The 10108-nt window shown below is 65.0% G+C and carries 13 protein-coding genes and 1 pseudogene; 8 read left to right on the plus strand and 6 right to left on the minus strand.

The genetic code is table 11. The annotated features are described in order from the left end of the window. Window positions 1–278 precede the first annotated feature (278 nt). Window positions 279–455: a hypothetical protein gene (locus H0W40_RS17255; RefSeq protein WP_292448686.1), complete on the minus strand. Its 177-nt coding sequence runs from the start codon at window positions 453–455 to the stop codon at window positions 279–281. Between the two features lie 136 nt (window positions 456–591). On the opposite strand from H0W40_RS17255, the gene H0W40_RS17260 reads away from it, so the two are divergent. The 8 genes and pseudogenes from H0W40_RS17260 (at window position 592) to istB (ending at window position 8215) form a co-directional block, all read left to right on the plus strand. Then, window positions 592–1071, plus strand: a complete 480-nt coding sequence (locus H0W40_RS17260) for a hypothetical protein (protein ID WP_292448687.1) — start codon at window positions 592–594, stop codon at window positions 1069–1071. Between the two features lie 111 nt (window positions 1072–1182). Further along, a complete protein-coding gene (locus H0W40_RS17265) occupies window positions 1183–1992 on the plus strand; it encodes a hypothetical protein (protein WP_292448688.1) in 810 nt (269 codons plus the stop codon). Then, window positions 1989–3209: an AAA family ATPase gene (locus tag H0W40_RS17270; protein WP_292448691.1), complete on the plus strand. Its 1221-nt coding sequence runs from the start codon at window positions 1989–1991 to the stop codon at window positions 3207–3209. The genes H0W40_RS17265 and H0W40_RS17270 overlap by 4 nt, the downstream gene beginning before the upstream one ends. Window positions 3210–3248: 39 nt before the next feature. Further along, window positions 3249–3617 (plus strand): hypothetical protein, encoded by a 369-nt coding sequence (locus H0W40_RS17275; RefSeq protein WP_292448693.1) that lies wholly within the window; start codon window positions 3249–3251, stop codon window positions 3615–3617. Further along, a complete protein-coding gene (locus H0W40_RS17280; protein WP_292448695.1) occupies window positions 3614–4351 on the plus strand; it encodes a metallophosphoesterase in 738 nt (245 codons plus the stop codon). Before H0W40_RS17275 ends, H0W40_RS17280 begins: the two co-directional genes overlap by 4 nt. A gap of 940 nt (window positions 4352–5291) precedes the next feature. Then, a pseudogene (locus H0W40_RS17285) lies at window positions 5292–5511 on the plus strand (IS5/IS1182 family transposase); the annotation flags it as partial. Window positions 5512–5873: 362 nt separating this feature from the next. After that, window positions 5874–7379, plus strand: coding sequence for an IS21 family transposase (istA, locus tag H0W40_RS17290; RefSeq protein WP_292448697.1), 1506 nt, complete (start codon window positions 5874–5876; stop codon window positions 7377–7379). Continuing rightward, window positions 7376–8215, plus strand: coding sequence for an IS21-like element helper ATPase IstB (istB, locus tag H0W40_RS17295; RefSeq protein ID WP_292448699.1), 840 nt, complete (start codon window positions 7376–7378; stop codon window positions 8213–8215). Before istA ends, istB begins: the two co-directional genes overlap by 4 nt. On the opposite strand, the gene H0W40_RS17300 is transcribed toward istB, so the two are convergent. The 5 genes from H0W40_RS17300 to H0W40_RS17320 all read right to left on the minus strand — a co-directional run. Further along, window positions 8212–8637 carry a transposase gene (locus H0W40_RS17300; RefSeq protein ID WP_292448701.1) on the minus strand — a complete coding sequence of 142 codons (426 nt, stop codon included), beginning with the start codon at window positions 8635–8637 and terminating at the stop codon, window positions 8212–8214. The genes istB and H0W40_RS17300 overlap by 4 nt on opposite strands. Window positions 8638–8731: 94 nt before the next feature. Further along, window positions 8732–9073: an IS66 family insertion sequence element accessory protein TnpB gene (tnpB, locus tag H0W40_RS17305; RefSeq protein WP_292448704.1), complete on the minus strand. Its 342-nt coding sequence runs from the start codon at window positions 9071–9073 to the stop codon at window positions 8732–8734. After that, on the minus strand, window positions 9070–9453 hold the full coding sequence (locus H0W40_RS17310) for a transposase (RefSeq protein WP_292448706.1): 384 nt from the start codon (window positions 9451–9453) through the stop codon (window positions 9070–9072). Before H0W40_RS17310 ends, tnpB begins: the two co-directional genes overlap by 4 nt. Before the next feature lie 53 nt (window positions 9454–9506). Beyond that, a complete protein-coding gene (locus H0W40_RS17315; RefSeq protein WP_292448709.1) occupies window positions 9507–9839 on the minus strand; it encodes a hypothetical protein in 333 nt (110 codons plus the stop codon). Between the two features lie 69 nt (window positions 9840–9908). After that, window positions 9909–10108 (minus strand): hypothetical protein (locus tag H0W40_RS17320; RefSeq protein ID WP_292448711.1); only part of this gene is annotated, 200 nt, incomplete at its 5' end.

Below are 10108 nucleotides of genomic sequence, written 5' to 3' on the forward strand. Positions count from 1 at the left end.
GCTGTTCGTTGTCACCGATCGATGCTGCGAGCACGTACTTCCTCTCGAATCGAGTCGCGTTCGCAGTCCGGCAAATGAAGCGGACGCGCAACGATCAGTCTGAGCAAGCCTGGTGCCCGGCACCGGCGGGGCGATAGCTCCCCGTATGTCGCATGGCCGCGACGATCGGCCCGGGCCGCCAAGTCTGGCTCGTCATGCAAGCTGCTGGCAGGCGCTTGACCTGAGACGCCCCGCAAAGGCGACGTCGACGACGACGAGGCGCGATAGCAGGGACATCGTCACTGGCGGCGAGCGGTTTGCCTCCCATCGACTCCCAGCTCGCTGACATCGACGCCGAGGTAGGCGGCAAGCGCGAAGCGCAGCACGTCCGACCTCGAGGGAATGGTTGCGCCCTGCTTGCTCAGCTCGATGCGTTTCTTGTCGATGAGCTTTGCGCCCTGCGGGCTGATCCGCACGTTCAACTGCGAGCGACTGTCCGACGACTCCATCAAGCAATGGTAGCCGACCGACAGACATGCGCCATGTCGCATCGCTAGACAAACCGCATGTAGCTTGGTATAGTGTCTATCAGTCTACTACTGGCTCATTGTCATGACCCCCGGCAAAACTCCTCGCTCCCTTGCGGATTCCTCTAAGTCTTCATATGACGACATCTCGCTGGCGTGGGCCGGTGGCTTCGTCGACGGCGAGGGCTGCATCCACATTGCGAAGCAGGCGAGTCTCGACCGTCGGCGCATCAGCTACCGTCTGGGCGTTCATATCAGCCAGAACAATCGACCGGTGCTGGAGCACTTCTGCGAGGCCGTCGGCCTCGCAGCGCCCATCCACGAACTCAAACATGTCGTCGGTCGCCGGCGTACCTGCTACACGCTGAACTACACCGGCAAGTTCGCCAGGCTGCTCATCGAGCGGCTGCTGCCTCATCTCGTGCGCAAGCGCGACGAGGCCTTGGCCTCGCTCGACTTCTGGAGCCACGGCCAAGTCGGCCTTCGCCGCGGTCCCCGAGGCCTCGACCCGGCTCTCGTCGAGGTCCGCGAGCACTACTACCAGTTGCTCAAGCAACTGAAGTAGCGCGCCTGCAGCGCTCAAGTGCAGCGGCCTCCACCGTTTCGGCACTTCAGGCAATTGGATGGGTGCCTGCTGTCGGGCTCCCCGCAAGGTATGCCCCAAAAGGACTCACCCATGCTCACCGCCACCATCGATGTCGCCGGGCTGCACCCGGCCCGCCATGCGTTCTCTCTTCTTGGCCGAATCGAGAGCCGCAAGCTTCTCTGGGCCGGCCAGTTCGTCTGCGCCGTTCAGACTTCGGTCGGCAAGCTGCAAGTGCGGGGCAATCGTGACGTGCTGCTGGACGTGGAGGACGGGAGCTGGCTTGCGCTGCGGCTCCAGCGTGACGAGCAAGGCGTGCGGGTGAGTGTTTTCGAGCGGGCTTCACCACTGGTTCAGGCGGCTTGGCTGCCGAGCGTTCCGTGCGTCCAGCTTGCTGACCTGCAGCGCCTGCGCTTGCTGCTCGGCCGGCTCTCGCCAGCCGCTCAAGCCCTCTTCATGTCCGTCATGGCCAGCGGCCGTACCCAGCTTCGCTTCTTCCGCCGGACGGCTGCACTCGACCACCACGCGAGACCTGGTGGGTTGTTCGAGCAAAGCGTGCACGCCGCCGAACTGGCCTACACCGCACAGCACCCGTCCGAGGCAGAGCGCGACGCCGCGACCCTGGCGGCACTGCTGTTCGACCTCGGCAAACTGGTCGACCCTCAGGTCAGCCACGACCTCCTGCGCGCGGGCCCTGAACTGGAGCCGCACGTGATGACACGCCTGCGCGTCCTGCCAGCCTGCGACCTGATGGAGCGCCACGACGCCGTCTTGGCGAGCACCGTCCGCGGCCTGCTCGTTCCTGGCTCGGACGAAGTGGACCATTCGCTGTACCAGCGCGTCCGCCACGCCGTCGAGCGCTCCTGGTTGGCTCCCTCGTTCGTCCAGTTGGATACGAAATGATGGCCAAACAATCATCAGGTGCTTCTTCGCTGCCCGCCGGCTACGAGTTCTGGACAGTCGGCAAGGGCGGGGAGTGGCTTGCGCTGCCGCGGCACGTCATCGAGGACATCCTCGTGGAGCGCCAGGTGAAGGACCGCCTCAAGCCACGTGTCGAGGTTTTGCCCGAGAAGGCGCCTGAACCTGAGCCTGCCGAATCAGCACCTGCGGGTCCGGCGTGGCACGCAGCCTGGGGCGCCGAGCCTTCGCGGGAATGTCACCGCGTGCTGCTGCAGTTCGACGCGCTTCACAGCGGAGCCTTCCTCGAGGACCGACAGCATCGCAGCGCCGACACCGACGTCGGCAAGCGACTCAAATCGATGGTCGAGCGCCTGGTCAACTCCGGCCCCGACCGCCGCTACGCTCGCAGCGGCGACTCCCGTGCCCAGCTGGAATCGCTCGAGCGCGAGATGCCGCACTTCCGTGCGCCACTGCGGCTGCTGAAGCACACGCTCGCACTGGCCGAGGTCGCCCCGCGCCCTGTGCGCATCCCGCCGATGCTGCTGCTCGGCCCGCCCGGCGTGGGCAAGACGCACTTCAGCCAACGTGTCGCAGAACTGCTCGCCGTGCCGCACGCGGCCATCGGCTACGACCAGCCCAGCGCTGGCAATGCCCTCGCCGGCACTGATTCCCACTGGGGGAACTCCTCGACTGGATTGCTGTTCGAGCTGCTGTGCCAGGGCGAATACGCCAACCCGCTCATCCTGCTAGACGAACTGGACAAGGCGACCATCGACTCCAGCACCCACGCCAACAAGCCGCTGGCCGAGCTGCACGGGGTGCTTGAGCCCGTCACCGCGCGTCGAATGGCAGACCAGTCGGTTGGCATCCAGTTCGACGCCAGCTTGGTCACCTACATCGCGACTGCCAACGGCGTGCGCGGCATCGAGCCGTCCATCCTGAGCCGCTTTGAGGTCTTTGTCATCGAGCCGCCGCAGCCGCGGGAGGCGGTCGAGACGGCAAGAAGGGTGGCGGCTTCGGCGCTTAAGCGCATCGGGCTCGAGGAGCGGGTGCGCCTGGACCCGAAGTGCCACTACCTGCTGGCCCATTTGAGCCCGCGGCAGATGCTGCGCACGGTCGAGAAGGCGGTGGCGACCGCCATCAGCGAAAAGCGCGACGTCATCGAGGAGGCCGACCTGTGGCCCGAGCTCGGCTTGACCAGCGACGCGATGACGCACTGAAGCTGTAGCACCGCAACACTCGTCAATCAGGAGGAGCGCATGAAACAACCGACCAACCTCGGGCTGACCGGACTCATCGGCGGCGCGTGGACCGTGCCGGGTGTGGACCAGGAGCCGGTCATCCGACTGGAGTGCTGGATGGTCTTCCGGCTGGACAACGGCGACCATCATCTGGTCGGCTGGAACGGCGCAAGCCGGGAAGGGCGGGTCAGCTCACGGGTCGAGGCCTTCGATGCCAGCACTCGGCAGGCGCTGACCAAGACCGGGCGGGTCTACGAGCTGTGCGGCCGGGACGGGCAGAACGGCGACGGCCTATACGTCTGGCAGCGGTGGATGGAGGCCCGCGGGCTGGAGCGTGTCGAGGATGCGACTCAGGCATTCGTGCGGCGCATCGAGGAGACGCTGTGAGCGGGAACTTGCTGTTATGCGGTGACCCCCACGGGCACTTCGACCACATCGTACGGGTGGCGATGGAGACCCGGGCCAGCGCGGTCATCCTGCTCGGCGATCTGCAGCCGCGCCGGCCGCTGCACCTGGACCTCGGGCCGGTTGCGCACAGGACTTGGTTCATCCACGGGAACCACGACACGGACTCGGAAGATGGGTTCCGCCACGTCTGGGACTCGGAGATGGCGGACCGCAACCTGCACGGGCGGGTCGTGACGCTACCCGATGGCACGCGAGTGGCCGGCTTGGGCGGTGTGTTCAGGGAGAAGGTCTGGTACCCGCCCGCCGAGCCGCGCTTCCAGGATGCGGCCCTGCATGCGCACGCGACGGGCCCGTGGGACCGGTGGCGCGACGGTCCTCCCCTGCGTCATTGGTCGAGCATCTACCCGCAGTCGGTGGACGCGCTCGCGGCGCTGGAAGCCGACGTGCTGGTCATGCACGAGGCGCCGAGTTGCCATCCGAACGGGTTCGAGCTGCTTGATGACTTGGCCCGGGCGATGAAGGTGAGGACGGTCTTCCACGGACACCACCACGACCGGCTGGACTACAGCGCGGGCTGGAGCAAGCTCGGCTTCCAGGCCTTCGGCGTTGGCTTGCGCGGCATCACCGCGGCCGATGGGCAGCCGCTGGTGGCGGGGGAGTTGGACCTGGTCCGGTCGTACCGCAGGCCAAGGTTCGTCGACGAGGTCGACTGAACGCTGCACAACACGCGAGCTGGCAAGAGCCGGTCAAGGCGGCCGAGTTGTCGAGTCTTCGGATTCGGGCGGAGCCGGTCGCCGTGGCGCCCTTGAGAAACATCTACGAACGTAGACGAATCGGCCCCACATTTAAGCGGCAACTCTTCCAACTTGACAAGTTTCAAAGCTGCCGTTTTGCTGCCGATTCCTGGAATTCCAGAAATCGGTAGCAACCCCCCGGGGGGTTGCGACGGTTTTCTGGAAAAAGTGGTCCGACGGGAGTGAATCAAACACCAAGACTGGAAAACGACAAGTACGCGCGTCGCTGTTGCCAAACTTGGCAACACCCAAGCGACTTCGGCGCCTTGGGAGTCGTTGTTGCCTAACTGATGCCTTGCTGGTGCCTAGCTAGGCAACGTAGAGGCAACAACTTCCGTTCGTGCCCAACTGATGCCGCTGTGATGCCTAACTGGTGCCGCTACGTTGCTAAGCGGGCGCGCCGTCGATTTTCACGCCTTGAGCCACGCGAGGCGGAGGCCGCTTCAGCGACCACCGTCGCTACGCTGAAGGACCTCGAACGCTCGACCGTCCGTAAAGTGAGCCCGTTTCACCGCTGGTGCGTCCTTCAGCCCGCCCGATTTCGCCGCATTCTTGTAACGCTTTTGACAGCCGAGACTTGACAGCCATTTGTCTTTGTAACGTGGGGAGCCAATTTTATAAGAGGGTTCATCCCTCCAGTTTCCATTGAATGTCTGGCGTCGAACAGGTGTCTGAAACCATTTCACCAGACCGGCTCCCGATGCGTCATGCTCTCAGGGAACTCACGACAGCATTGAGCCAGCCACTTTAAAACTGGTTGCCAACTCAGTGCGGACTCGTCTTGTCTGAGACGAGCGCCGACGCGGCGATGGTGGTCATGATGAAGCAACCCGGACCTGGCCTGATTCGACAGTGCTGTGCCCGGCTGCCCGACGAGACGATCATCCCGCGCTTTCGCCACCTGTTCGAGCGCCACGACTTGGCCGTGGAGAGCTGCGTGTGGTCTGCGATCTGCTGCAACACAAAGGCCTGATGCGGCGTAGCGGCACGGCGGTGGACGCCACGCTGATTGCCCGCCGACCTTGACCAAGAACGCCGGCGGTGAGCGTGACCCCCAGTTGAAGCAGACTAGGCTCGGTGTGACACCGTCGTGGACGGGGCCACGACGCTTGAGGACGTGAACGTGCAGCTCCCAGTCCGGCCCGAAGCTCGCCATCACGCGAAGTGGAGCGGCAGAGGCTTCGTGCTGCGCAGCAGCGGGTCGGACCAGGAACACCGGGTGTTCAGCGTCAATCAGGATGAGAAGAGCGCGTCAATCAAGGTGAGAAGCGAAGTGCAGGCGGGAGGCTGGCGGGAGTAGCCCGTCAGGCGCCCGCCCGCACTTGCGAAGGGGCGCCCCCGCGGGGGCGCCCCGTCGGTGATCGCGGTGGATCAGGTACCAACGGGTTTCTCGAATTTGCGAGGCCCGGCCGTGCCTGGACGTCACATCCACGATCATCAGATGAGGTTGTATATGAAGCTCAAGGTCTCCAAGGCGTTGCCCGTCGCGGCAGCGCAGGCCGGAATCAGCGTCGCCAGCGCGTACCGCATCGAACACGACCCGCGGCTGCCGTCGGCCAAGAAGACGTCGCGCGAGCGACGCCGGGCCGACCCGCTCGCCGACATTTTCGACGCCGAGGTCATCCCTTTGCTGCAGTCCGCCCCCGGCATCCGGCCGGTGGCCATCTTCGATGAGTTGAGGCGACGTCACACGCGGCTCGAACCTGGCGTTCGACGAACCCTAGAGCGACGGATCCGGACGTGGCGTGCGTTGAACGGGCAGGACCGCGAAGTGATCTTCCGCCAGGTGCACGAAGCCGGCCGCATGGGTCTGTCCGACTTCACCGAGATGGGCGATCTCGGCGTCACGGTGGGCGGCCTCCAACTCGACCACCGGCTGTACCACTTCAGGCTCGTCTGCTCGGGGTTCGAGCACGCCCACGTCATCCTGGGCGGCGAGAGCTACGTGGCGCTCGCCGAGGGCCTGCAAAACGCGTTGTGGGCGCTCGGTGGCGCGCCGCGCGAGCACCGCAGCGACAGTCTGTCGGCGGCGTTCCGCAACCTGGACGCCGACGCACGGGAGGATCTGACCTCACGCTACGACGCGCTGTGCGCGCACTACCTGATGGAGCCGACCCGCAACAACCGCGGGGTGGCCCACGAGAACGGTTCGATCGAGAGCGCGCACGGGCACCTGAAGAGCGCGGTCCACGATGCGCTGCTGCTGCGCGGCGCGGTCGAGTTCGCCGACCTCGCGGCGTACCGCCGCTTCATCGACGAGATCGTCAGCCGCAAGAACGCGCGCAACGGCAAGCGCATCGACGCGGAACGGGCGTTGCTGCAGGCGCTGCCCCGGGACCGCACCTGCGACTACGAGGAGACCTTCGTCTACGTCACCTCGTCGGGTGGCTTCACCCTGCGCAAGGTCTTCTACACCGTGCCGTCGCGCCTGATCGGGCATCGCCTGCGCGTTCGGCTGTACGACGACCGGCTCGAGCTGCTGCTCGGGGCAACCTTGCTGATGACACTCGAGCGGGGCCGCGGCGGTGTCAATGGCAAGCACGGCCACGTTGTCGACTACCACCACGTCATCCATGCCCTGCGACGCAAGCCGATGGCGCTGCTCAGTCTGGTCTACCGCGATCAGCTCTTCCCGCGCGAGGCCTACCGGCTGACGTTCGACTTCCTGCGCGAGGAACTCGCCGAGCGCGCCGCCTGCAAGATGATGGTGGCCCTGCTGAGCCTGGCGCACGACCGCGCCTGCGAGGCGCAGCTGGCGCTCGTGCTCGCCGACGATCTCGACCAGCGGCGACTGCCCGACATCAATGCGCTGCTGCTGCGCTTCGCGCCGGATCCGGCGCGATTACCGGACGTGTTCGTGCACCTGGCCTCGTTGAGCTCCTATGACGTGTTGGTGGAGTCGGGCATGACGTCGAGCGTCATGACGGACGTGGAGGTGGCGGCATGAACGAGAACTTCGATGCCGCGCGCCTGACCTTGCTGCTGTCGGAGCTGCGCCTGCCGGCGACCAAACAGATCTGGGCCACGTTCGCCGAGCAGTCGGACAAGGAGGGCTGGCCGGCCGCACGCCTGCTCACCGTCATTGCCGAGAACGAGTTGGCCGAGCGTGACCGCCGGCGCATCGAGCGCCATCTGGCCGAGGCCAAGTTGCTGCCAGGCAAGACGCTGGACAACTTCGACTTCAACTCGGTGCCGATGATCTCCAAGGCGCAGGTAGCGGCGCTGTGCGCAGGCGACGAGTGGCTGCGCAACGGCGCCAATCTGCTTCTGCTCGGGCCGCCGGGTGGCGGCAAGTCGCACTTGTCGTCGGCGATCGGACTGGCGCTGCTGGAGAAGGGCTGGCGCGTGCTGTTCGCGCGCACGTCGGACCTCGTGCAGCGGCTGCAACTTGCCCGCCGTGAGCTGGCACTCGAAGCGGCCCTCAACCGCCTGGATCACTTCGACGTGCTCATCCTCGACGATCTGGCCTACGTCACCAAGGATCAGGCAGAGACCTCGGCGCTGTTCGAGTTGATCAGCACGCGTTACGAGCGCCGCTCGATGATCATCACGGCCAACCAGCCCTTCGGCGAATGGGGCAAGGTGTTCCAGGACCCGGCGATGACGCTGGCCGCCGTCGACCGCCTCGTGCATCACTCAACGATCTTCGAGATGAACGTGGAGAGCTACCGCCGGCGCACCGCCATCGAGCGCAAACAGGTCGGCGCCGGTCGCCCGGCGACCTTCGCGACACCGAAGAACGTCGGAGTTCCAAGGCCTGGCGACAATAAACCGCCTGCCTAGATCACGCCCGCGACAATCAAATGTCGGGCATCATCACTTCGCCGCGACATGGTTCTTATCCAGATTGTCGCGCGCCTCTCAGGCAGATTGACGCGCCACAGCAAGGCCAGCAGTTGTGCTTCCAGGCTGGCCTGGTCCTCGGCCATCGCCTCGTCGAACATCTGCCGCTGCTCGGCGTTCATCGCTTCGGTCTTGGCGCCGAAGCGCCAAGCCTTCAGGCGCGCCAGCTCGAAGGTGATCTTCTCGAGCTTGGCGTCCTTGAACTTGATGGCTCGATCTTGAGCTGCGATGTGCTGGTCGCGCTCGTCGAGTTGCTTGCTCTGCGCACCGATGCGCTGGAGCATTTGCTCGGCCGCCGTGACCAGCGCCTCAGAGCTCAGACCGCGTAGGTCTTGGGCGTTGAGGGCGCGCACATCGAGCATGCGCACAGTGTGCCCAGACCCTCGCGTTGAAGCCATTCGGACATGCGCCAATTGCCCTGCGCGGGCCACGCGACGCCGAACTACAGCAGGGCAATTACATCCGCGTGATGCTCTGCATTTGCGTCAGCCGCTGCCACGGCAAGCCCAGCACCAGGGCGTCGAACTGCGCTTGTGTCAAGGCCATGGGCGCCGCTGCCGCGCTCGCCTCCCGCGGCCACACGAAGCGCCCGGCGTTGAGCCTGCGCGCGGCGCACCACACGCCGAAGCCGTCGTGCACGAGCAGCTTGATGCGTGTGGCCCGCGTGTTGGCGAACAGGTAGCCGTGGTGCGCCTGGGCGCTACCGAAGACTTGAACCACGCTGGCCAGCAACCGCTCAGCACCGGCGCGCATGTCCATGGGCTCCACGGCGAGCCACAACGAGTCGACGCGGATCACCGCAGCAACTCTCGCATCCAGGCCGCGCACTGCGCCGCCTCGGCACTGGGCCAGTGCACGGTGATCGCAGTCGCGCCTCGGCGCAGCTCGATGCGGATGTCGGGCGTAGGCGACGCGCACGCCAACTGCACCGGCACGAAGGCCGGCGTCTGCGCAACGCCGCTCACGACGGCGACCAACCGGTCACCGCCAGTCGCGCCTTGCTCGGCCGCGACAACCCAGCGGCGAGCCAGGTTCGCGTTGACGCCGTTGGCCATCGCCACCGCAGCGATTGATACGCCGGGCTGGCGGCATGCCGCAATGACCTGCGCCTTGAACTCGGCGCTGTGAGTGCGACGGCGCCGACGTCCATCGCTGATTTGGTTGGGAATAGTGTTCACGTGTCCACGGAAAATTTAGGTGGACACGAGGCTCCTATGCCATTCGCCGGGGATCAAGATGGAATGGCTGGCCGCTTACTGTATTTCGGCCGCTTGTAGTCAGTGAATTTTTCTTTGCAATAGTCCGACAGATCCTCCTCGCTTAGAGTCGGATCTTTCTTTACGACGAACAATTTCACTGCTTCGCCCGACTTGAAATCTTGCACGCCGACTGCGGCACATTCGAGCACGCCCCCAAGCCGGCGATATCGCGCGGGTTGGCTATCAGCAGGTTCTTTGCCCCCGAATCGGGCCCCCATCATGAAGCAGAGAGTCAACGCAAAGATGTGATAGAGCGGCAGCGCGCGCACCATGGTCAGCGGCCTGTCGCCGATGCGATCGAGCATGGGCCGGAACCAGGCCTCCGTCTGCAAAACATTTGCGAGGACATTGCGATTCAAAAGCGTCGCCCCATTTCAGCCCTTCCAAAATCCGAGCAGATCGCTCATTGCCGCAAGCAAGACATGCTTGATGCTGATGCGGGCGATGACGGGCGATGTCCCAGAAGTTGTTGAACGCGTGAGCTGAGGTGGCGGTTCCTTTCGCCTGCATTCGAAAATGCAGGTGCCTAGCAAGCAAAGAAAGGAACCACCGAAATGAAGTCTCGCACGAAGCC

Origin of the sequence: Methylibium sp., from assembly GCF_013817345.1 — a bacterium.
In the GTDB taxonomy this organism is placed as follows: Bacteria; Pseudomonadota; Gammaproteobacteria; order Burkholderiales; family Burkholderiaceae_C; genus Methylibium.

Bases quoted from the DNA above. Each gene is read 5' to 3' on its own strand.
- H0W40_RS17265 (WP_292448688.1), top strand. From the start codon at position 1,183: ATGCTCACCGCCACCATCGATGTCGCCGGGCTGCACCCGGCCCGCCAT.
- H0W40_RS17260 (WP_292448687.1), top strand. From the start codon at position 592: ATGACCCCCGGCAAAACTCCTCGCTCCCTTGCGGATTCCTCTAAGTCT.
- istB (WP_292448699.1), top strand. From the start codon at position 7,376: ATGAACGAGAACTTCGATGCCGCGCGCCTGACCTTGCTGCTGTCGGAG.
- istA (WP_292448697.1), top strand. From the start codon at position 5,874: ATGAGGTTGTATATGAAGCTCAAGGTCTCCAAGGCGTTGCCCGTCGCG.
- H0W40_RS17275 (WP_292448693.1), top strand. From the start codon at position 3,249: ATGAAACAACCGACCAACCTCGGGCTGACCGGACTCATCGGCGGCGCG.
- H0W40_RS17270 (WP_292448691.1), top strand. From the start codon at position 1,989: ATGATGGCCAAACAATCATCAGGTGCTTCTTCGCTGCCCGCCGGCTAC.
- H0W40_RS17300 (WP_292448701.1), bottom strand. From the start codon at position 8,637: ATGCTCGATGTGCGCGCCCTCAACGCCCAAGACCTACGCGGTCTGAGC.
- H0W40_RS17315 (WP_292448709.1), bottom strand. From the start codon at position 9,839: ATGCTCGATCGCATCGGCGACAGGCCGCTGACCATGGTGCGCGCGCTG.